Below are 21,597 nucleotides of genomic sequence, written 5' to 3' on the forward strand. Positions count from 1 at the left end.
GCACCAGCGTTGGCCGTCAGAAAAGTTGCTCTGACGGCCTTGCTTTTTATAAACTGTTATTGCCGGGTATGCCATGCTGAAGGAGGAGAGCGCATGAAGACAATCACGGTGAAAAGCTTAACGGAAGCATTCCAATTGGAGGTGCTCGCAGGAGCGGGCCAAATGGATCGCGTCATTACCCGTCCTCGGACGCACAGGCCGGGGCTGGAGTTTGTCGGGTATTTCGATTTTTTTCCGATGGAGCGGGTGCAGGTGCTCGGCCGTAAGGAAATTAACTATTTATTGACGCTAACAGTAGAAGAACGTCTGCATCATATCGGCAATGTTGTAAAATATCATCCGCCATGTTTTATTGTGACGTCGGGACAGCAGGAGATTCCCTATCTAACGCTGTTCTGCGAACAGGAGGGCATCCCGCTGCTGAGAACGTCCGAGACGACAACGGGGTTTATCGCCAAGCTGGACCGTTACCTTGTGAAAGCTTTAGCGCCGGAGGTGTCGATTCATGGCGTATGCGTCAATGTTTCCGGTATCGGCATTTTGCTTAGAGGCAAATCCGGCATTGGCAAAAGCGAGACCGCCCACACGCTGATCCGAAGAGGACATCGATTTGTGGCTGACGATATCGTGGTGCTTAAAAAGCTCGGTCCGTCGACGCTTCTCGGGTCCCATAATGAGACATCACGCGAGTTTCTCGCCCTGCGCAGCGTTGGATTGATTAATGTGGTGCGCCAGTACGGACGCAGAGCGTTTCAGGACGAGACGCGCATTGTGCTAGATATCGAGCTGACGCCATGGCAGGGCAATTCATTGAACAATGATTTGGAGGTTGCGCCTCAGTTCAAGGAATATCTCGGCGTTCAAATTCCGCATATCGAAATTCAGCATCAGCCAGGACGCGACGTGGCCGGTTTGATCGAGGCGGCGGCGAACAATTGGTATTTGAAGCAGCACGGCTACAGCGCCGTCGAAGAATTTATGAAACGGATCGACGACGGGATGCAGCAATGATTCGAGAGACGCTATATTGCAAAGTTAAAGGGTAGCCGGGATTATTGTCCCGGCTACCCTTCTTCGTTCTTACGCTACTCCTCGTCGTCGGGAAGCACCTTCACGGATGCGAGGGCATTTTCTCGGGAACGGCATAAGCGAAGGTGCGTAAGTCCCCCTCTCGGACAGAGGTTGGCACACGTCCCATTTGCGTTTTGAAATTTATAATTCTTGTACTATGATAATCTTGAATCCATGAGTGAGCGGCGATAAGGGGAAGCAACCGTGTCTCCTTTTACAACCTATTGAAACGGTATATTTAAAGGAGTGGCGACAATGGCGCGTGTGTTGGTGATTAACGGCGGATCGGAAGGGCATATCAATCCAACGATCGGCGTTGTGCAAGAGCTGATTTTCGCGTGGAGAAGAGGTCGTGTACTTTTGTATAGAAGCGTATCGGGAACGCATCGAGCAGACAGGAGCTTCGGTACGAACCTTTGATGATCAGAAGTTTATACAAGCTTTCATCTCAGGCGGAAGAACCTACCTGCTCGAACGGGTCAACGGTCTCCTGCTGACGGCGGATATCGTGATCCCAAGCGTTCTTGAACAAATTAGAGGAGAGCGCTTCGACTATATCATCCATGATTCCATGTTTGGCTGCGGCCGGCTGCTGGCTCAAATGCTAAAGCTCCCTGCCATCAGTTCCTGTACTTCTTTTGCGCAGACGAAAGAGGCTTTCGACAGCCTGTTGGAACACTTCTATAAAGATGTACCTGCCGAAATCGCGAAGCCTATCGAAGAAAAATATCAGAGCCTGAAGGCAAGCTTAGAGGAACGTTACGGCGTGAAAATTGATTCTCCCTATGAAGTCTTTTGCAACCCTGCGCCGCTGACTATCGTGTACACAACAAGAGCGTTTCAACCGGATGGCGATGTGTTGGATCGCTCTTTTAAATTTGTGGGTCCGTCCATCTCTCCGCGAATAACGCAAGAAAGCTTCGATTTTTCCGCAATCAAGGGCACGAACCCTATATACATATCATTAGGCACCGTATTTAACCGGTCTACTGATTTCTATAAGCTTTGCTTTGAGGCGTTCAGGGACACCGGGCACGTCGTTGTCATGTCGATCGGAGCGCATGTCCAAATCTCCGATTTAGGCGATATTCCTGAAAATTTCATCGTCCGCAATTACGTTCCGCAAACGGCTGTTCTGCAGCAGGCTAAGCTGTTTATTACACACGGCGGTATGAACAGCACCCATGAAGGCCTTTATTATGGTGTTCCATTGATCGTCATCCCGCAAAGCGCGGATCAACCAATTATTGCGAAACAGGTTGCCGGTATCGGAGCGGGCATCGCCCTGCAAATGCAGAGTCTAACTGCTCGTCAGCTGCGTGAAGCTGCAGAGCAGGCGCTAAGCGAACTCTCTTACCGGACCGCCGCTGAGAAGATGAGTCAATCTTTTCGGAAATCGGAAGGATACCGGCAGGCGGCCGATGCGATTTTTGAGTTTAAAAGAGAGCATCACCTGTAAGTCGAATTTACAGGGCGCCCCGATCGGGCGCTCTTCTATATGCCGCACGCGGTCTCCAAGCACAGTCTCCACACCTTCTGGTTCGAGCGGCGGACAAGCCCCTTTTTTACTTTAACCTCTCTCTGTACGTATCCCTCATTCCGATAGCCGACGGGTCTCTTTTGTAAAACAGCGCCACACAGAGCCCCGTGGGTAACCGCTGCAAACTTAAAATTTCCAAATTTAACATTTTGGCGTTTTGCTTTGTGTTACTTATGAAGGGAGGGAAAGTATGAAGGTTCCTATACGGAGAACGAACGACGAGATTACGGAGATGTACCGCAGGCATATGGAGACTGTTTTCCGGGTTTGCTATATGTTTCTGAAAAACGTCCCCGATACGGAAGATGCCGTTCAGTCGGTATTCCTTAAGCTAATTCGATCAGGTCCGACTTTTGCGGATGAAGAGCATGAAAAAGCATGGCTGATCGTGACTGCACAAAATCATTGCAAAAATGCATTGAAATATTGGTGGAAACGAAACCGCTCTGCTTTTAGCCGGATATCCGAACGTATCTTCGAGCAGAAGCCTCCGACAGGGGAAGTGCTAGAGCAGTTGCTTGCGCTTCCCGAAAAATACAAAATGGTCCTTTATCTTTTCTACTACTAAGGCTATTCGAGCAAAGAGATTTCAGAGCTTATCGGCATTAAAGACGGTGCGGTGCGCGCAAGGCTGAGCAACGGACGGAAACAGCTGCAACTTAACCTGACAGGGGGTCATCGCCATGAAGACAGATCGATTGAAGGACTCGATTGACGCTATAACGCCCAGCGAATCGCAGAAAGCGAGAATGTTGAACGATTTGCTGCTTCTCAAACAGAAAGAGGAAGCATCGGCTGACGGCCGGTTCGGCAGAAGGGCAAAATTAAACTTGAAAATAAGCGTAACGGCTGTCGTACTAGTTCTATGCTTATTGGCAGGCGGCAGTATCTTTAAGGGAGGGCAGGCTCAACTTTCGTTCACAATGGTAGCCTACGCTGCGGATCAGGAAAGTCATAAAATACGCATCTCGGAAGGAACGCAGGTCGAGCTGCCATTCGGAAAACTTATACGAGATCAAGCGATTCCGCAGGATGATGGCACGATCACCTACAACACTTACTTAAAAGGTTCAAGTTACTTTACCGTATCGGGCGATAACATTAAATCCGTAACCTATACAAGCGAGCTCGGAGAATTATCTTATACAGACATGATTAAGAGAGATAAGGATCCCGAATATATCCGGGCAAGGAATGAAGCGAAGACAACGAAGAGCGGCTTTTCTATCATGGTGGAGCGAGGCCCTCGTTCTTATCAGCAAACAGGCCATCAGGTTACCGCGGCCTATTATGAGGAATTGGGCGATCAATCGCTTGCTGTAAGCTGGGAGCCTTGGTACGTTTCTATGGAGATGGCTAGCAATCCAGATGTCAATCCTGCCGATTCCTCTCGCGAGAAGATCACGGTTTCCGTCAGCTTCAACAACGGACAAATCGTGACCAAAACGCTTTATTTATCTTTTGAGAGCGACGGGACGCTGGTTGCGGAGCTTGCGGAGACATGACGGCCAACATACGCATCCATCCCTAAATGAATACGAAAGCAAAGAGCTAGCAACCCCGCTTTTCTATATTCAACCCCAGTGCTATAATTTGGTAATAGGAAGGGACTGAGAACAATGTAGTCACAACCAGAAAAGTAGATCCTCGTATAAGATCTCCTCCGCCTTCTTTCTTGCAAAGGAGAGGGATTGCAGGAATCAAATAAGGAGGGTCTATATGAACAATAACAATAATAATATCTGGTCGGGCAATAAAGTTAGGCTGCGTGCAATTGTGCCTGCAGACTGGGAAAGGTTTCACCAGAACGACTTCGATTCGGAAAATGCCAGACTTTACGATATGATCTATTTTCCAAGGTCTGAAGAAGGCACTAAGAATTGGGCAGAGCAGCAGTCGGCTAAAGGTCCGAATGGCGATAACATCATGCTTGCGATTGAAACGCTTCACGGCGAGATTGTCGGAAGCATTTGTACGCATGGCTGTGATATGCGGCATGGTACTTTCAAGTACGGCGTAGCGATTTTCCGAGAACACTGGCGTAAAGGATATGCTTCAGAAGCCGTCAAGATTCTGATCAACTATTTCTTCGGAGAGCTTCGCTACCAGAAAGTAAACGGTCATGTCTATGCGTTCAACGAAGGTTCAATCGCGCTTCATCAGCATCTGGGGTTCGTTCTAGAGGGCAGGCTCAGAAATATGATTTTTACAAAAGGGCAATCCTTTGATGAATATGTATTCGGCCTGACTAAGAGCGAATACGAGAATATGAATACTTGAAGTAAATAATAAAAAATGACTGCTCGACTCTTGGGCAGTCATTTTTTAATGGCGATTGGAAGAACCCTCTGACCCGCAGCTCTTCCCCTCACCTAAAGGCAATAACGCCACTTTCTTTGAAAAGGAGGTAGACTCGTAGAAAACGAACATTATAATGGAAATAACAGGGATGTTTATGAAGTGAAACTGCATATTAAGAGAGGATGAAATTTATGTATGAACGTTTGGCAGAAAAACTGCAAACGACGACCGCTTTAAAATGGTTTCCCAATGACGTGGCGGAAGAGAGCTGGATCGTTGAAGTGGAAGAAGAACTAGGATTCCGACTGCCGCCGTCTTACCGTTGGTGGCTGCTTCATTACGGAAACGCCCTGCTGAGCGGCAGCTGGATTTTGAAGGTTGGTGACCCGGAACACAGGGAGTATCACGACACCGATATTTTATACATCCATCGGCTGAATTTAGGCGAAGATTGGTTGGTGAGCCGCTTTCCGCACAGAATGGACCTATTCGTTCCAGATAGCGACGAGCTTTATTTCTTTGATACGTCCTCCCGGGATGAGCAGGGTGAATTGCCGGTCATGCGCTACGACCTAATAAATGATGAGGTCGAGCAGTATGCTCCGACATTTGCCGATTTTCTGGAACAACTGATTGACGAACGCAGCTGACGTACAATGAAAAACAAAAATGTAAATCGCTCATTGTAAAACAAGCCGGGGCCAAGGAGGCAATGTCTGCATGATTAAAGCGGTTGTTTTTGATTTCGACGGTCTCATATTTGATACCGAGACGCCAGAATTCAAAGCCTTTCAAGAGATCTATGTTGAACACGGGTATCAATTGGATTTAAAGATGTGGAGCTTATGGCTGGGTACGGACAGTTCTAAATTCAATCCTTATGATTACTTGGACGAGTGTGCAGGCAAGCCGCTAAATCGAGAGGAAATTAGCAGCTTGCGCAGAACGAAATACGAGAGGCTGATTGCGGGCGAGCAGACTCGGCCCGGCGTAGAGGAATACTTGAAAGCTGCCAAGGAACTAGGGTTAAAGGTGGGGTTAGCTTCAAGCTCATCGAGGGAATGGGTAGTGGACCATCTGACCAAGCTTAACTTAATACATTATTTTGACTGTATCCGCGTTCGCGAGGATGTTAGAAAGGTGAAGCCCGACCCGGAATTATATCTTCAAGTAATAACTGAATTTGGTATCGAGCCTTACGAGGCTGTCGCTTTCGAGGATTCCCCTAACGGGTCGTTAGCCGCGAAGCAAGCCGGCCTGTTTTGCGTTGCCGTTCCAAACGAGATAACGAAGCAGCTATCGTTTTGCGAGGTCGATTCTCGTTTGGATTCGATGAGCCAGGTGAAGTTAAAAGCACTAATCGAAGAGCTTGCAAGCCGAGAACCAAGCCGAATTGCGAAAGGCTAACTGTACTTATACTTGAACCGAACTAAGCGTGTCGAACGGGAGGAGTCTGGTCCTTGAAAACCCATCCGATTGTTTTTGCCGTTAAAGTGCCGCAAACGATTGAGTCGCATCAGTGGGAATCCGGGCTGAACCGCATCTCAGCAGAGCGAAGGCAGCGGATAACGAGGTTTCGCCTTCAAGCCGACAAGCACCGTTCCTTGTTGGCGGAAGTGTTAGTGCGTCAAGTGCTGCAACGGACATATGGGCTATCGGATTCGCAGATCGGGTTCCGAATAGGCCCATACGGAAAACCTTATTTGGCCGAGGGCGGTCCCTTCTTCAACTTCAGCCATTCAGGAGAGTGGGTGGCCGCTGTATTTCATGATCGTGAAGTGGGTATTGATATCGAGCAGGTGCGCACTGTCGACATGGACTTGGCGGAGCGCTTTTTCACCCCGGAAGAAAGCTCGATGCTTGCCGGATTGAAGGAAGAGGAGCGGCCGCAGCAGTTTTTTCGGCTATGGACGATGAAAGAAGCCTAATCAAAACGAGTGGAGAGGGACTTCAAATTCCCCTGCATTCATTCTCGTTTCTTCAGGACAAAGGAGAGAGCAGCCGGTTCCGCATTCTGGATAACGGCCAAATAGCGGAGAAGAGCGTTCATATCTTGCCGTGGGGCGATTCTTACGCTTGCGCTGTTTGCAGCTCCTCTTTCGTTCAAATAGACGGGCCAATTATATTGCAAGTCGAATCGTTGCTAGAGACACCGTGACAGAACCACTGCTCCTCCATCCGATTACATTTGATCGTTCAGGAAAAGTTATATATAATGTTGTTCCTGTTTTAATGAAAAGGCGGTGGACATCAAGTGATTTTGTATACGGAGAGACTTTTGTTAGAGCCTTCCGATCATTCGAAGGACGAACAGGTGCTGGACTATGTGCTGAGAAACCGGGATTTTTTGCGGGAATGGGATCCGGTACGAACGGCCGACTATTACACGCTTGAGGCGCAGCGAGATCTGGTTGCTGGTGATCTTCAGCAGATGGCGGCGGGGCAGCTTGCTAAGTTCTGGATTTACAAGCGTGAGGAGCCAGCGCGAATAATCGGCTCCATTGCCCTAAGCAATATCGTTAGAGGCGTTTTTTTGTCCTGCCACTTGGGCTACCGTCTGGATCACGAAGAGGTGAGCAAAGGATTCATGACGGAAGCCCTCGCTGGCGTGATCCAGTACGCTTTCGACGAATTGAAGCTGCATCGAATCGAGGCGAATATTATGCCCCGCAACGCTGCTTCCTTTAAGGTAGTCGAGAAGCTTAGATTTGCTGATGAAGGATTGGCGAGAAAGTATTTGAAGATTAATGGAGAATGGGAAGACCATGTCCATATGGTGCTGCTCAACGATAAGGTGGAATAGCTGAATTGCCGAAGCAAGCGAACTCTGTCCTTAACGGGATAGGGCTTTTTTTGCGTTTTCCGAACAGTCGTGATGAATAAGCAAAGGTTTATGAGGAGAAAGCTGAAACATCCTTATTCTTTCCCACGTTCTAAATTATGGGTATTAAAGAGGGGGTATGAGGGTGAGAAAGGCGATGCTTGTCTGCTTGTTGATGGTTGTTATTATAATGGGTTGTACGAATCGCGAGCATTCGAATGAAGAGGCGGTAATCATCACCGCGGAGCAGCTTAAACAAGCATTTGCCGCATTTGACATCACGTTAACCGAACCGCAGGGGTTGAGCCCGGATAACGTATTTATACGGACTTTGAATGGCGTTAAACCGGAGGTTTACGCGATTGACAACGATACATTCATAAGCTTTTATGTCTTTCCTTCCAGCCAAGATGCTGCAAAAGGACGGATCGAATTCGAGGATATTCCAGCGTCTTTTGTAACGCATAGCAAGTACCAAGTGGCTAATATCTTGCTTTTTTATGTCGGCGATAACGCAGCAGTCCGTGAGCGCATGCAGGAATTGGCGGACGGGTTGCTCGTAGCGAAGTGATCGGCTGTATCGAAGTCACGGTGGATAAGGCCTACCTGTGGGTAGCCATTACAACGAACTTGTAGGAGGGCAAAGATGAGAAAGAGCGGCATATGGATCGGAGCGGTGTTGCTTTTCGTTTTGCTGGCAGGATGCAGTAATAATGCGGCTGTTGAAAATGAACCCTCGTCATCCCCGGCGGTTGACAATCATACGGAAGAAACGGCTGCGCCAGAGCAGCAGCCTGCCGAGCAGCAGCCTGATAAAAAACATCAGGAGGAAGCTAAACCGGAGCGGGCAGCATTCAAACAGCTGGAAAGTGTGTTTGGTTTTGCCGATGAGTCGGGGGAACAGCTCATTACGATTCCGAGCGAATCGGGGGCCGATCCGGAACATCCGGAGCAATTCAAAGCGGCCATTGGCAATAACGGACAATGGATCGAAATCGAATTTGTCCGTCTCCAGGAAGCGAATGAGCAGGACAACGGCCGGCAAAATATGTATAACTTCAACAATATGAAGGGCTGCGTCTACAAGGCGAAGAACGGAAAGTTTGCTCCGGATAAATCCTATTTGTTAGTAAAGGATGCGGTTATCGGTAAGGGTGCGCTGATTGATTTGAAAAGCGCAACAGACAGCCAATCTCCATCGGGCCAATACTTGCCTGCGGATGCCGAAACGATTGCGCAGGTCGAGGCGATCAAAAAGCGGAAGGTCAAAGCGAGCAGCCTTCTGGCCGAATCGGCCGAAGAAAAAATCGCGCTGTTCGTGTTTGAGCGGCAAGGGGATGATATGCTGGCAAGCATTGCTTATATCAAAAGGAATGCCGTTTTGTTCAAGGATTACCCTGCCAAATATGACGAGTTCAGTACATGGCGAGTCGATAGCGGCGACGAACCGGGCTTGTTTGAAGTACTGTTTCTTGCTCGTTCCGATGAGGGGCTGCTGCTAGGGATATCATGGGGTGCTCCCGAAGGCGAGAGCTTATCTATTTTAAAAGAAGCGGACGGCGCTCTCCAAGAAACCGATTTACACAGCGGGAGATACTGGTCTCCGGTATAAGACAAGAAGAGCTGGCTGCGACTGGCTCTTCTTTTTTTCGCCGATATATTCAGAGAGACATCTTTTTCCTGCTTATTATCCCTTATAATTGAAGTGTCTGTAAGCAACGAAGTTCACCCGGACAAAACAAAGCATTCTCGAACAGGAAGCTATAGAGCCGCTTTTCTATACTGAATGTGAAAGGAGGGGAAGCGAATGGAGTCGCTTCGATTGCTGCGGCAAGCGATTGATTATGTTGAAGAGCATCTTCATACAAACATTGAGATCGATGATATCGCCAAGGCTGCGATGTCGTCCAAGTATCATTTTCAGCGAATGTTTCATACTTTGACCGGCTTTACTGTCACCGAATATATTCGAAACCGCCGACTTACGCTGGCGGCTGAGAAGCTAGTCGGCACGGATAGCAAGGTTATCGATATTGCGCTTGAGCACGGTTATGAAAGTCCAGAAGCATTTGCTAAAGCGTTTCAAAGGATGCACGGCATAACGCCGATTGCCGCTAAGAAAAACAATGTAAAACTCAAAGCGTTTCCTCGGATATCCTTTCAAATTCAGATCAAAGGGGAAACGGAAATGAATTATCGAATTGTAGAAGCAAAGGCATCTACGGTGGTTGGCAAGGATGTTTTCATTGAGAAGGACCCGTTCGTGGAAATCCCGGTGTTCGTAGAGAGGATATGGAACGACGGCACGCATGATTGGATTAATAAGGCTGTCGGCAGACCGGCCGGTTCCCTGTTATACGGTTATCACTATGATTTCAATGAAGACGGAACGCGACGCTATTTGATGGGAATGGAGCTGTCGGAGGGGCAAAACGTTCCAGATGACCTTGCATCTATTTCCATTCCAAAACAGACCTATGTAGTGTTCGAAGGCCGGGAGCCTTTTTTGGAGGACCAGGAATCCGAATCGGAGATCGCTAAAGTTTGGAGACGAATTTATTCGGAATGGTTTCCGTCCTCTCATTTCGAACAAGTAGAAGGGCCGTGTGTGGAGAAATACTACTGGACGGATGACAGTCATACCGAATCGATTTGCGAAGTATGGATACCGGTTAGAAGAAAGGCATAGTTTACGAGCAGGCCGCCGTTTTGGCGGCCTATTGTCCGTGATTAAAGGTGGGATAAATGCATTACATAGCGAGTATTTAACCCCTTATGCGAAGGCGGATTTCCCGTCACCTGGTAAAACGAACCTTTTTCTCGGATTGAACCAATATACAGTTGTAGGCACAAATAAATGACTTGCATCGCTATTCTTAAGGAGGTGGGGGAAGTAGAAGACAAGGAGTTGACAGCATGGCTGCGGCGCATGCTGGAAGGCGACACAAATGCTTTTCATGAGGTGTATGTCCGTATTCATCTTCACGTTTACCGCACAGTCTATTTTTTGATGCAAAATAAAAACGAAGCTGAAGATGTCGTAAACGAGGTCTATGCGGCACTGTTTCAAGCGCTCCCCGGCTACGACTTCAGCAAACCGTTCAAGTCTTGGCTGAATGGCATCATTTTGCGCCAAACGAGCAGTTGGAAGCGGAGAGTATGGAGGAAAATGAAGTTAAGCTTCAAAGTCGAGCGGCTGATGCCGTTCGAGTCTCCTGTCCATGCGTTACCGGAGGACGGGGTATTTCGCCAAGAAAGCCGGTACGAGATGCTGGAGCTGATCGACCGGCTGTCCATGAAGCTGAGGGAAGTCATTGTGCTGCGCTATTATCACGAGAGTTCATTCGAGGAGATCGCTTCTGTGCTGCAAATACCGGTCGGCACCGTGAAATCCCGCCATCATGCGGCGATTCACAAGCTGCGCGGGCTGCTGGAAGCCGCCAAGACTGAAAGGGGGACATCTGTCCATGTTCAATAGCAATCAATTAACACAGCAGTACAAATTGCAAGCTTCGAAAATACAACCGCCGACCGGCCATGAGCAACGGATACGTCAAATGTACGATAAACAGTTCAACAATCGCTCGAGAGCTAGGGGGATCCGCAGCTCCAAGCTGTATAAGGCTGCTGTCGTTTCTTTGATCGTAGCAGTGGTATCGGGCTTTACCGGGTACTATTATTTGAAGATCAGCGATGAACGGATTGATATCCGATACAATCAATCCGCGTCTACCGCGTTTGATACGGCGGAGTCGGCCCGTACCTACGGCGTGCTGTCGGAAGCGAGAGATCAGCTTGCCGTTGGGGAGACCGCGATTGTCTACGTGCCGGAGCTGGCCAAACGGTTCCCGGGCCACGAGGAGATGGCGCTGATAGCGGTTTCCCAGCCGGAACCGATTGTTGACCATGAAGCGTGGAAAACGGTTGTGTCCGAGCAGATAGCGGGAAATGAACCGATTCCGTTAACAGTAGGCGAGTGGACATTCGATCGGGGACAGAAGCAAGCGCCTTATGGCGGCAATATTGATATTGCCCAGCAGCATTTGCTTCAGGAGCTGAAGCAGGAATCGGCCAGCAAGAACGGCGCAGCGGCATGGAAAAAGGCGCCTTGGACGAAAGATGATCCTTTCCCGAATGTACTTACGGCCTTTTATCGAAACGGAAGCCAGACTGAGCTTTATGTGAGCGTTACGATTATCGAACAGAACACCGAGCAGCGGATCAACTCCAGTCTATTGGAGTCGGAGGAGCTTAATCTAGAGGGCGTTCGGGCGTACTATTTGCGCACGGAGCCATTTATGTTCTCAAAGTCCAATAAGCTGCAGGAGGTCACATGGGTGGAAAGCCGGGACAACTATTCTCTCATTTACAGCGTTGGCAGCGATTCTGATGCTATCGAGAAGACCGAGCTTGAAAGCCTAGCGCATGAGCTTGTTCAAAAGCAGGAGCGGTAGACTTGAGTTGAAGAAGATAGAGCTAAGCGCTATATAGCTGCGCGGCGTATCCCCCTGAAGACGGACTTCAGGGGTTTTTTTTTGGCTTGATGCTTTTCATGATATAATTATGGAAATAACAGGGTCTTTTTTGTAACTGGCCTACTGAAATAAGACAGGGGAACACCTTTCATGGACATAAGAGAAGCGCGTGAATCGGACTATCATGAATTAAGGCAGATCTATTTAGAATCGCGCCGAACTAGCTTTTACTGGGCGAATAAGGATGAAATGAGTCTGGACGATTTTGATCAGGACACGATAGACGAATCTATTGTTTTGGCAGAGGAAAAAGGCCGCATTCTGGGCTTTATATCGTTATATTTGCCTGAAAATTTCATCCATCTGCTGTTTGTTCATCCTGAACATACGGGACGGCGCGTTGGTACTCGTTTGGTCGATTATGCGGCTGAAAAATTGAATAAACCGATTCGATTGAAATGCGTATCCGCCAATCAGAAAGCCATGCTTTTCTACGAGAAGAACGGCTGGACGAAAGTGAAGGAAGAAGGCGAACGCGGGGAAGAGTATTGGATTTTAACCTTACTATAGTGCGGAGGCGGAACGCTTGAAGTTAATAACAGCAACCTTCCTGATTTTATTTTTGATAACCGGATGCAGCAGCCCTAAAGAAGAAAAGCCTTTTATCCTTTCCTATGAATTCAACAAAATCGATCCCAAGCACGAGGCTGAATTACAGAAATGGCTTCATGACGCAAAAGAAGATCAAGAGATTAAAATCCACAATATCGATCTCGATGGCTATAAATATAGTTATGTAAAAGGCTACAAAGACGTAGAGGTGTCGTATATCCATGAACGGCAAGAAGGAAAGCTGAAGCAGCGTTTTATTAAAGGGACCGAGAACGACGAAGTATTCGTTCAAATCAAATACAATACATCGATTTGCTGCACCGGGAGCATTTATGAAACGGATGATAGCGAGCCTTCAAACAATTAAACGGATGAAGTTCCAGTAGTTGACATGTTTTTGCGCATATGTTTAAATGGTAAAAATTGAATACTAAATAAAGCGATGATGGAGCGAGGTCGATGACCTCTAGTAGGGAAGATAGGAATAAGCTTCAGAGAGCCGGTGGAAGGTGCGAACCGGTGCGGTCCTCTTTCCGAATTACAGCCCGGAGCTGGAAAAGCGAACAGGCCTTAAGCTAAAGCAGCTTTTCTCGGTATCTTCAAGATACCGTTATCATAAATAAGTGAAAGAAGCTAGGAATGCTTCTTTAATTAGGGTGGTACCGCGAGACAATCTTCTCGTCCCTTTTGGGATGGAAGGTTGTCTTTTTTTATTTTAACGATAATGAAGGAGGAAGGCAGATGGATGCAATAAAGCAGCTTACGGAAGAGCAAAAGCAAGAGGTGGAACGGCAATTAAGGATCATTCGAAGAGGGGCTGTCGAGATCATACCAGGGGATGCCCTTGTTCAAAAGGTGGCTGCTTCCGTCGCGACGGGCAAGCCTTTGCGAGTCAAGCTTGGGCTCGATCCGTCTGCCCCCGATATTCATATCGGGCATACGGTCGTACTGCATAAGTTAAGGCAGTTTCAAGACTTGGGGCATGAGGTACAGCTCATTATTGGCGATTTTACCGGGCGGATCGGTGACCCTACAGGCAAGTCCGAGACGAGAAAACAACTGACCGAGGAAGATGTGAAACGAAACGCAGCCACCTACCAGCAGCAATTATATAAAATCCTTGATCCGAAACGGACGAAATTTCATTTCAATTCGTCATGGCTTCAAAAGCTGAATTTTCAGGATGTGCTGGAGCTGTCCGCTAAAGTGACGGTTGCTCGGATGCTGGAACGCGATGATTTTGCCAAGCGGTATACGAGCAGCCAGCCCATTCATATCCATGAGTTCTTTTATCCTTTAATGCAGGGGTATGATTCGGTGGCGCTTGAGAGCGATATTGAGCTTGGCGGTACGGATCAAACCTTTAATATTTTGATGGGCAGAACGTTGCAAAGCGCCTATGGTTCTAAAGAAGGTCAGATAGCCCTCCTCATGCCACTGCTGGAGGGGCTGGACGGCGTTCAGAAAATGAGCAAAAGCCTGGGCAACTACATCGGCATCAATGACTCGCCGAATGAAATGTTCGGCAAGACGATGTCGATCCCGGACCACTTGATGGTGAAGTATTTCGAGCTTAGCACCGGCGTGACGAACGAGGAGCTGCTGGAGCTGAAAAAGGGTCTTGAAGAAGGCCATACTCACCCGCGCGATGCGAAGATCAGGCTGGCTAAACAATTTGTTCGTATGTATCACGGCGAGGAGGAAGCTGAGCAAGCGGAGCAGCATTTCATTACGGTATTCCAAAAGCGCGCCCTCCCCGAGGAAATTGAAGAGAGAAGTGTCGGAGAGGAGCTTCTGGAAGAAGGGACGATTGCGGTGAGCAAGCTGCTGGTTGCGCTTGGATTTGCCGCTTCCAGCAGCGAGGCGAGACGACTGGTCGTTCAAGGAGCCGTTAAAATCAATGAAGAGAAGCTTAGCGATCCTAATGACCGTGTGAAGGTCCAGAGCGGCGATATCATTCAAGCGGGTAAGCGGAAGTTTGCTAGGCTCGTTGTAGGAGAGTAACCGCCGGCTCTGGAGCTCGGTAACTGGGAAGCAATCAGCCCGACAAAGAATTGCGAAGCCACTGCTGGGCAACCGCACATGACTGGAATGTTTGCCGTTTTCGAGGATTAACTGCGTGAGCTCTCGGTTAACCAATCAGCAAAAGGCAACAGACAAAAGAAGCCGTCGTCATTGAAAGGTGACGACGGCTTCTCCGTTAAGGACGGCCTAACTAACGATAGGAAGCTCTACAGCGGCGTGGTCATGACGACAAATGCGACCTTACCATCTTGGAAATAGAGATGGAATCGGCTGAAGTCGCCGATCGTATAACTCCATTGCGAAGCCGATTTGTGGTTTGGCTTGCCAAGCGCTTCGAGGACTTCCGTATCTGTTAATCCGACTCGAATTTTATCTTTCGTCTGGAAGGCGGAGTCCTCGAATACAAGAGTTAAACTCAAGGTCACGATGCCGGACTCATATTGCCGGACGCTATCCATCTTTTCCGTGCCGGTATCATAAAATTTATGCTTGCTGACTGGCGTAAGCTGCGCGAGCTCCTTCTCCCAACCGTCATAATCCTTCCCGTTTACTTCAAGACGGTCCGACTCGTAGACATAACTTCTCCGTGACATTTGCTCGTTCTCCTGTTCCAGCCGCGCCTGTTCAAACCGTTGATCGATGATGCCCAGCTGGGACTCTGGCTGAAGCAAACCGTAAGCGAGCAGTAAAGTACGGTCATTCATATAAAAGGACTGCCCTTGCCATTCCACGGTATTCGACTCGAGCCAGTATGGAATCTCGTAGGTTTGATCGCCTACCGTGAATCGAAGGAGCACACTCGCAGGGGATTCGGCTTTTGGTGCTTTTGCAGCCTCTAAGTCTACCCAGTTCATACTTTGCAAAATCACGTACTTTCGGTCTGCCGGTATTTCATAATCTTTGCCGCTTTGATTGTCATGGATCGAAATCGTCATCTCGCTCTCCGTATTGAACGGCAAATGCTCTCTCAGCTTGCCGGTTAACGGCGCTGTTTCTGCAGGCGGGGCAGTCTCCTTCGGCGGTTCAGGCATCGGCTGTTCCGTAGCGATTGGCGGTGCGGTCGAGACCGGCGGCGCTGTGTGCTTTTCCGAATCGCTTCCAAGCATATTGAGCAGCCATCCCGTATAGGAACCGGAGGGCAAAAATCCGATGATAAGAACAGCGGCAACGACTGCTCCTGCTACATAAGCTGCCACTCGCGACCTTTGTTTATTTCTTGGCGATCTGTTTTTGTTATCTACAATTTTCATCGCAATAGCCTCCATTTTTTCAGGAGTGAAGGTTTTTTTTCGCAATGGATCGGTCGCCTTCAGCTTCCTCATCCATTCGGTTTTAGGATCGCTCATAAGTTCCCACCCCTTCATTCCAGTTGTTCATCTTCTTGCGCGCCCGCGATAGTCTCGATCTTACAGTCCCATCCGAAACGCCGAGCGTCTTAGCGATCTCCTTAATGGATAGGTCGTATTTGCCGAAAAGAATGAGCACCTCTCTATATTTAAGAGGGAGCTCCATCACCGCCAGCCATAGATCATCAGTGAAAGATTGATCCAACACTTCTGTCTCGGCTGATGGGCTGGTTCCGAGGTCGCTTACCCACTCCATCAGCGTCACTTTGCGTAGGAAAGCGGTGCGTAAATAATTGATGGACGTATTGCGCGTGATGGATAGCAACCACGTTCGTATGGAGGACTCCCCTCTGAATGTCCGGATATTGCGATAGGCGTTAAAAAATACGTCTTGCGTAATATCATCAGCCAGATCATGACGCTTCGTTAAAATAAAAGCCAAATTCCACACTTCCTGCCCGAATTGAGTCATAAGCTCTCGAAGCAGTTCGGCATCCATGCTGCTTAGATGTTTCCAGTATTGCTCCTCCACGATTTCACCTCCAGGGATTAGACAAAGCAAAACCGAATTTTGTTCCAACAATTTGAAAAAAATGTGTGTTTTGTTCTAAGAGGCGTCTCTTTTCTATTATGCGATATTGATTTCCATGACATGGTATAATTAGATGGGATTGCATTTTCAATGAATAATCAAGCAGGCGGTCTAGGCACAAAATGATTTCGAACAGGAGAGAATACTGTGGATTTGTATATAGCAAACGGCGCAAATGATGCCGGTAAATCGCATGTCATAAACGGATTAATCCATTACAATCGCCGCCATGTTGCGAGTGACTTGAACGGCAACTACCGGGAAGTTCAATTGTATTTGAAGGATGCGGACAATCGCGTCTATGGCGGGCTTCTTGGCGAAATATGCTGGAACTGGCTGGAGATTAAAATTCTTTTTGTGGACGAGAGTGTCCGAAAATCGGGCTACGGCACGAAATTGCTGCAAGAGGCCGAAAAACTGGCGAAAGAAAATAAATGCGAGTTTATAAAGCTGGATACGCTGAGCTTTCAAGCGTTGGATTTCTATAAAAGACATGGCTTCGAAGTGTTCGGTACGATTGAGAATGCCGCCAGACATACGCATTATTACTTGAAAAAGGATCTATAGCTCACGCTCGATACACGGTGTAAAAGAATGGTTTGGCGCAGCATAGAGAAGTATGGCAGCGCTGAACCGACAAGAAGAAGGCGCCCCGAGCGGGCGCCTCCAATAAACGGCTGCAAGATAATGGAGGCCGTGCGACAAGAATGAAAGGAGGCCTTTCAGTTGAAGAGAAGACGAATGTTGGTATCTATCTGCGCAGCCGCATTTCTGATTTCCTTGATCGCTGCCGGTTTTAGTTACAATTACAACAAGGATGGCGGTCAGCTTAGCCTCTGGATGACCATGTCGTTTGTTTCCTTATTTGGATTGATCGGCAATAGCGTCGTGCTTTTGCTGCAAGCTCGAAACAAACGTTAAGGCGAAACAAGCTGCGGCTCCTTGCTCACATCCACCCATTCTACGGCATTCCCGTATTGGAAAATCTCTTCCGGCGATAGTTCGACCACGTAATAGGGGCTGCCGCAAGCGGGGAACAACGTTTCATACGGTCTTATGGAGCTGTCGATGTAAACGGGGATAGAGGCCGGGATAGCAAAAGGGCTTACGCCGCCGACCGTTTGTCCGGTCATTTCTGTCACTTCATCGGCTGTAAGCATTCGTGCTTTCATGCCGAATTGGTGCCGGAATTTTTTATTGTCAATCGTTGCATTGCCCGCCATTACAAGCATCATGCACCCCTCGTCATAACGCAGCGTCAACGTTTTGGCTATTCTTGCCGGGACGACCCCGATTGTTTTCGCCGCTTCCTCTACCGTTGCGCAGGACTCCCCGAAGGTTTGGATGCGATTCTTCAAGTGACGATCGATAAAAAATTGCTGAACTCGCTCAAAGGCCATAGCGATTCACCTCTCTTATAAAATTAGCTTTACGGCGCTGTACAACAGCAGTGCGGCCATGACGATGTTGGCTATACGCCAATATTTTTGGAGGAAGCTGCTGAACGCCGATCCGGCAACCGCCCAAACGTGAGTGGCTCCATTGCCGATAAGCGCCGTCAAAAGAATAAATCCCGCTATCGCCATGAAAGAATCATAAGAAGGCAAGACGAAACTGGTGAAGACAGTAATGCCGGTTAAAATGATTTTGACATTCAAAAATTGAAGCAAAAAACCTCGCCAAAATGACGGTGAAATGCTGATTTCAGCAGCCTCCAGCGGTTTGCTGCCCGCAACATGCCAGGCTAGCCAGACGATGTAGGCGGCCCCCGCATAGTTCAGATAGGCTGACAGGCTTGGCAAAACTTCGATCAGAAAAACACTAAACATCCCGCAAACGGCTATAACGACCAGAAATCCGGTATAAATCCCCCACAATAATTTCCGGCTTCGCTGCCATCCAAGACTTCCAGTCGAATGCAGCGCTAAAATATTGTTCGGTCCCGGCGAGAGAGCCGTAACGACCATATAGGAAAAAAAGGCTATCCAGACACTATGACTCACTTGAATCTCACCTCGCGTTCCCTTATAGTAACAACAAAGAATATATCGATCAAATTGAATAATTTGAATTTTAAATTCGATATATTTGAACGGAGGGGACCATGGAACTCAAATATTTGCAAACCTTCAGAACGATTTTAGAAGCGGGAAGCTTTCTTGGCGCCGCTCGAAAGTTAAACTACACGCAGTCGACGGTTACTTTTCAAATCCAGCAGCTGGAGCAGCAGCTTTCGATTAAATTGTTTGAGAAAATAGGCAGGAAGATGGCGATTACCCAGGCGGGAAAAGATATTTTGCCGTCTGTAGATACCATTTTGCAATCGGTTGAGCAATTGAAGAACTACGGGAAGGGTAGCACGGAGCTGAAAGGCCAATTGACGATTGCGATGCCGGAGACCTTGCTGACGTATCGCATGCAGCCGGTTTTAAAAGCTTTCCGAGAACAAGCGCCCGGCGTGAAGCTCTCTCTTCAAGCGCTGAACTGTTATACCATTCGCGATCAAATCGTGAACGGCGGCGCGGACATTGGCGTCCATTATGACGTTGGCGGCTACAGCTCATCGATGGTTATTGAAGAAATCGCGGATTTTCCTTTGGCGCTTATCGCGAGCCCGACGTTGGATGGTCAATATTGCGATTTTACATCGACGGGTCAACGAAACGACGTCTGCCTGATTACCAACGACCGGGAAAGCATTTATCAAGAGATGTTCGATTACTACTTGAAGGAAAAGGACATTACGCTGGACGGCATGATGGAGCTGGGCAGTATCGAGACGATAAAGCGGAGCGTGATGAGTACGCTGGGCGTTGCTTATCTTCCGCGTTTTGTCGTGGAGCATGATTTGGAAAGCGGCTCGCTGCAAGAGCTCGAGACAGGGCTGGCTGATCGAAAAATAACAGCAGTCTGCGTTTATCATAAAAACAAATGGATGACGCCTGCTATGGAATTATTCATAAGATTATCCAAGCAATTTTTAAGCGACGCCGCTTAACTGGCAATTTATTCGCGGCTCGCTCCGGAATTATTTCCAATAAAATCTATTAAAGGGTAGATTTTTGCCAATGTTCCACTGTATAGTGAAGAAGGCAATAACGCCGCTATTATTATGCATTGGGAGAGGTCATCGGATGAATCAGAGATACCGTAAAAGAAATACGACAGCCTTTACGCTAGCATCGTACTTTGCTTTGGCAGCGGGTCTTTTCCTGTTCTGTCTCGGCGTGTACAACGCGGATTGGGAACTGAACGTGAAAGGGTATTATCTGCTTTGCATGGTATTAATTACGATTAGCTGTATCGTGGTGCAAAAGGTCGTTCGCGACAATTCGGAGGATAAGGATCTGCGTCTGGACAATCCGAAGCACCGGATGCGCAATACGGGAGCCTTCACCGGTATGGCGATTGCGGGCCTGATTATCGGGTATGCGATGTTTTTTATCGGACTTTACAACGCTCCGTTCGAATTGAATGTAAAAGGCTACTACATCGCCGTCATCTTGTTGATCTCCTACAGCGCCATTGGCGTTCAGAAAGTGACGCGGGATAACGCCGAGGACAACGAAATTATTGCCGAGCAAGAGGCAAGACGCGATATAGTAGGGTAACGAAAACAGCGCCTGAAAGGGGGAGCGCTGCGGGTCAGAGGGTTCTTCCGATCGCTGTTAAAGCCAGATTCCTTTATTTATTCGTAGTTTGCGGTAGGAATCAGGCTTTAAAGGCGAACACTATCGTTTCTCCAGAATCCCTCTGACCCTTCGCTGCTCTCTTTTTACGGCGAAGCACTTTAGGGTGGAAAAGGGCTCCAATCTCTTATCGAGATGGAGCCCTTTTTGTATTCGGCATTTTCGGCATTTTTCTGGAATGAAATGAGTACGCAACCGTTCCCTGTTAGACTCCGTTCTCTTTCGTATACATGTTCTGATCCTGCAATCGAATCAATACTTTGCCGAAGCGCCCGCCCTCTTGGATAGCTACTTTGCCGGACGGGTAGGCTTGCTCCAAATAATCGGCAATGATGCCCCGGTTCCGCTCATCGGCGGGCAAACGGTGATGGGTCAGCCAATTCATCGCTTCCTCCAACGCCTTCTCTTTGGTAACTTCTGTCGTTTTGGATTCCCGCGTAATTAGCGATTCGTAAGCATATCCTTTAAGATACAGCAGATGCATCAGGTAGCCCATCTCCATAGGTTTTGCGGGGTAAGGTTGACCGGTGACGAGCGGCCAGATCTCATTCATTAGGCTGTTCTCGTGAGAGCTTGCCGGCATACTGATATAACAGAACTTCCGAGCGCATTGGAGTATCTTTTCAACGCTAGCCCAATTGTGAACGACGGGGCACATCGAGACAAAGACGAGATCGAAAGCCTGGTCCCAGCCCCTTTCCTGCACATCGATATCTTCAAACCTTTCGGATACAATTTTCACCTGATCTTCGGCGAACTTCGAGATGTTTTCTTCCAGCAATTCGATCTGAGGGGGAGACGTCTCTATAGCTGTTACAATTGCCCCTCGTTCCGCAATAGGCACGGTGAACACGCCCGAAGCGGCGCCAATATCTAAGACAGTGGCGTTTTCGAACGAAACGCCTTGTCCTTCGAGCCAGCTCAGGATCCGCTTGGATCTTTTTTTTCCTTCTTCGCTAAACGATTGTTCGTTGAAAGTTTTTGCCTTAGGGTCAAAGGAGCGGGAAGGATCGATTCCGGCTTTTTGCATCTTTTTCAAGACGGTATCGGAATCCTCTTCCCATGCTTTTTCCCAAATCGCTGCATTGAAAAAGTCATTCATAATCGTAATGCCTCTCTTTCCGT

25 protein-coding genes, 3 pseudogenes and 1 other annotated feature are annotated in these 21,597 nt (G+C 48.2%); of the genes and pseudogenes, 23 read left to right on the forward strand and 5 right to left on the reverse strand.

Going from position 1 to position 21,597, the window contains the following annotated elements; all coding sequences use genetic code 11:
* Positions 1-93 precede the first annotated feature (93 nt).
* From hprK to tyrS, 18 genes and pseudogenes are all read left to right on the forward strand, one after another.
* Positions 94-1,011 carry an HPr(Ser) kinase/phosphatase gene (hprK, locus tag ACFVTB_RS08105; protein WP_387747273.1) on the forward strand — a complete coding sequence of 306 codons (918 nt, stop codon included), beginning with the start codon at positions 94-96 and terminating at the stop codon, positions 1,009-1,011.
* A 315-nt stretch (positions 1,012-1,326) separates the two neighbouring features.
* A pseudogene (locus tag ACFVTB_RS08110) lies at positions 1,327-2,530 on the forward strand (macrolide family glycosyltransferase).
* Between the two features lie 271 nt (positions 2,531-2,801).
* Positions 2,802-3,179: an RNA polymerase sigma factor gene (locus ACFVTB_RS08115; RefSeq protein ID WP_387747275.1), complete on the forward strand. Its 378-nt coding sequence runs from the start codon at positions 2,802-2,804 to the stop codon at positions 3,177-3,179.
* 12 nt (positions 3,180-3,191) lie between these two features.
* Positions 3,192-3,326: pseudogene (locus ACFVTB_RS08120) on the forward strand (hypothetical protein); the annotation flags it as partial.
* The gene (locus ACFVTB_RS08125; RefSeq protein WP_387747277.1) at positions 3,295-4,116 is read left to right on the forward strand and encodes a hypothetical protein; all 822 of its coding nucleotides are present in this window, start codon (positions 3,295-3,297) and stop codon (positions 4,114-4,116) included. The pseudogene ACFVTB_RS08120 and the gene ACFVTB_RS08125, both read left to right, overlap by 32 nt.
* Positions 4,117-4,330: 214 nt before the next feature.
* Positions 4,331-4,891, forward strand: coding sequence for a GNAT family N-acetyltransferase (locus ACFVTB_RS08130; RefSeq protein WP_387747279.1), 561 nt, complete (start codon positions 4,331-4,333; stop codon positions 4,889-4,891).
* Between the two features lie 212 nt (positions 4,892-5,103).
* Entirely contained in the window at positions 5,104-5,562 is a 459-nt protein-coding gene (locus ACFVTB_RS08135; RefSeq protein ID WP_387747281.1) for an SMI1/KNR4 family protein, read from the forward strand.
* Positions 5,563-5,632: 70 nt separating this feature from the next.
* Positions 5,633-6,319: an HAD family hydrolase gene (locus ACFVTB_RS08140; RefSeq protein ID WP_387747283.1), complete on the forward strand. Its 687-nt coding sequence runs from the start codon at positions 5,633-5,635 to the stop codon at positions 6,317-6,319.
* A gap of 53 nt (positions 6,320-6,372) precedes the next feature.
* On the forward strand, positions 6,373-6,840 hold the full coding sequence (locus ACFVTB_RS08145) for a 4'-phosphopantetheinyl transferase family protein (protein ID WP_387747285.1): 468 nt from the start codon (positions 6,373-6,375) through the stop codon (positions 6,838-6,840).
* Positions 6,841-7,166: 326 nt separating this feature from the next.
* Positions 7,167-7,715: a GNAT family N-acetyltransferase gene (locus tag ACFVTB_RS08150; RefSeq protein ID WP_387747287.1), complete on the forward strand. Its 549-nt coding sequence runs from the start codon at positions 7,167-7,169 to the stop codon at positions 7,713-7,715.
* Between the two features lie 163 nt (positions 7,716-7,878).
* Positions 7,879-8,304: a hypothetical protein gene (locus ACFVTB_RS08155; RefSeq protein ID WP_387747289.1), complete on the forward strand. Its 426-nt coding sequence runs from the start codon at positions 7,879-7,881 to the stop codon at positions 8,302-8,304.
* A gap of 75 nt (positions 8,305-8,379) precedes the next feature.
* Positions 8,380-9,345, forward strand: coding sequence for a hypothetical protein (locus ACFVTB_RS08160; RefSeq protein WP_387747291.1), 966 nt, complete (start codon positions 8,380-8,382; stop codon positions 9,343-9,345).
* 195 nt (positions 9,346-9,540) lie between these two features.
* Positions 9,541-10,422, forward strand: coding sequence for an AraC family transcriptional regulator (locus ACFVTB_RS08165; protein WP_387747293.1), 882 nt, complete (start codon positions 9,541-9,543; stop codon positions 10,420-10,422).
* A 219-nt stretch (positions 10,423-10,641) separates the two neighbouring features.
* Positions 10,642-11,211: a sigma-70 family RNA polymerase sigma factor gene (locus ACFVTB_RS08170; RefSeq protein ID WP_387747295.1), complete on the forward strand. Its 570-nt coding sequence runs from the start codon at positions 10,642-10,644 to the stop codon at positions 11,209-11,211.
* Positions 11,201-12,187 carry a hypothetical protein gene (locus ACFVTB_RS08175; RefSeq protein WP_387747297.1) on the forward strand — a complete coding sequence of 329 codons (987 nt, stop codon included), beginning with the start codon at positions 11,201-11,203 and terminating at the stop codon, positions 12,185-12,187. The genes ACFVTB_RS08170 and ACFVTB_RS08175 overlap by 11 nt, the downstream gene beginning before the upstream one ends.
* 171 nt (positions 12,188-12,358) lie before the next feature.
* Entirely contained in the window at positions 12,359-12,778 is a 420-nt protein-coding gene (locus ACFVTB_RS08180) for a GNAT family N-acetyltransferase (protein ID WP_387747299.1), read from the forward strand.
* Between the two features lie 16 nt (positions 12,779-12,794).
* Positions 12,795-13,187, forward strand: a complete 393-nt coding sequence (locus ACFVTB_RS08185) for a hypothetical protein (protein WP_387747301.1) — start codon at positions 12,795-12,797, stop codon at positions 13,185-13,187.
* Positions 13,188-13,269: 82 nt separating this feature from the next.
* Positions 13,270-13,509 (forward strand) — a binding site (T-box leader).
* A gap of 52 nt (positions 13,510-13,561) precedes the next feature.
* Positions 13,562-14,824, forward strand: coding sequence for a tyrosine--tRNA ligase (tyrS, locus tag ACFVTB_RS08190; RefSeq protein ID WP_387747303.1), 1,263 nt, complete (start codon positions 13,562-13,564; stop codon positions 14,822-14,824).
* Between the two features lie 227 nt (positions 14,825-15,051).
* Here tyrS and ACFVTB_RS08195 read toward each other — a convergent pair whose 3' ends face one another.
* Positions 15,052-16,191, reverse strand: a complete 1,140-nt coding sequence (locus ACFVTB_RS08195) for a hypothetical protein (RefSeq protein WP_387747305.1) — start codon at positions 16,189-16,191, stop codon at positions 15,052-15,054.
* Complete coding sequence (locus ACFVTB_RS08200; RefSeq protein WP_387747307.1) at positions 16,178-16,723, reverse strand: RNA polymerase sigma factor; 546 nt, start codon at positions 16,721-16,723, stop codon at positions 16,178-16,180. The genes ACFVTB_RS08195 and ACFVTB_RS08200 overlap by 14 nt, the downstream gene beginning before the upstream one ends.
* Before the next feature lie 207 nt (positions 16,724-16,930).
* Between ACFVTB_RS08200 and ACFVTB_RS08205 the strand changes: the two genes are divergently transcribed.
* The gene (locus tag ACFVTB_RS08205; protein WP_387747309.1) at positions 16,931-17,350 is read left to right on the forward strand and encodes a GNAT family N-acetyltransferase; all 420 of its coding nucleotides are present in this window, start codon (positions 16,931-16,933) and stop codon (positions 17,348-17,350) included.
* Between the two features lie 159 nt (positions 17,351-17,509).
* On the forward strand, positions 17,510-17,704 hold the full coding sequence (locus ACFVTB_RS08210; RefSeq protein WP_387747311.1) for a hypothetical protein: 195 nt from the start codon (positions 17,510-17,512) through the stop codon (positions 17,702-17,704).
* On the opposite strand, the gene ACFVTB_RS08215 is transcribed toward ACFVTB_RS08210, so the two are convergent.
* Both ACFVTB_RS08215 and ACFVTB_RS08220 read right to left on the reverse strand, forming a co-directional pair.
* A complete protein-coding gene (locus ACFVTB_RS08215) occupies positions 17,701-18,183 on the reverse strand; it encodes a YbaK/EbsC family protein (RefSeq protein WP_387747313.1) in 483 nt (160 codons plus the stop codon). The genes ACFVTB_RS08210 and ACFVTB_RS08215 overlap by 4 nt on opposite strands.
* A gap of 15 nt (positions 18,184-18,198) precedes the next feature.
* The gene (locus ACFVTB_RS08220) at positions 18,199-18,786 is read right to left on the reverse strand and encodes a LysE family transporter (protein ID WP_387747315.1); all 588 of its coding nucleotides are present in this window, start codon (positions 18,784-18,786) and stop codon (positions 18,199-18,201) included.
* 101 nt (positions 18,787-18,887) lie between these two features.
* On the opposite strand from ACFVTB_RS08220, the gene ACFVTB_RS08225 reads away from it, so the two are divergent.
* The 3 genes and pseudogenes from ACFVTB_RS08225 to ACFVTB_RS08235 all read left to right on the forward strand — a co-directional run bounded on the left by ACFVTB_RS08225 (position 18,888) and on the right by ACFVTB_RS08235 (position 20,394).
* On the forward strand, positions 18,888-19,781 hold the full coding sequence (locus tag ACFVTB_RS08225) for a LysR family transcriptional regulator (protein ID WP_387747317.1): 894 nt from the start codon (positions 18,888-18,890) through the stop codon (positions 19,779-19,781).
* A gap of 136 nt (positions 19,782-19,917) precedes the next feature.
* Positions 19,918-20,100, forward strand: a pseudogene (locus ACFVTB_RS08230) (YiaA/YiaB family inner membrane protein); the annotation flags it as partial.
* A gap of 57 nt (positions 20,101-20,157) precedes the next feature.
* Positions 20,158-20,394, forward strand: coding sequence for a YiaA/YiaB family inner membrane protein (locus ACFVTB_RS08235; protein ID WP_387747905.1), 237 nt, complete (start codon positions 20,158-20,160; stop codon positions 20,392-20,394).
* Positions 20,395-20,677: 283 nt separating this feature from the next.
* Here the strand turns inward: ACFVTB_RS08235 and ACFVTB_RS08240 are convergent, their stop codons facing one another.
* Positions 20,678-21,574, reverse strand: coding sequence for a class I SAM-dependent methyltransferase (locus tag ACFVTB_RS08240; RefSeq protein ID WP_387747319.1), 897 nt, complete (start codon positions 21,572-21,574; stop codon positions 20,678-20,680).
* Between the last annotated feature and the right edge of the window lie 23 nt (positions 21,575-21,597).

Source organism: Paenibacillus sp. NPDC058071 (assembly GCF_042885235.1).
Taxonomy (GTDB): Bacteria; Bacillota; Bacilli; order Paenibacillales; family Paenibacillaceae; genus Pristimantibacillus.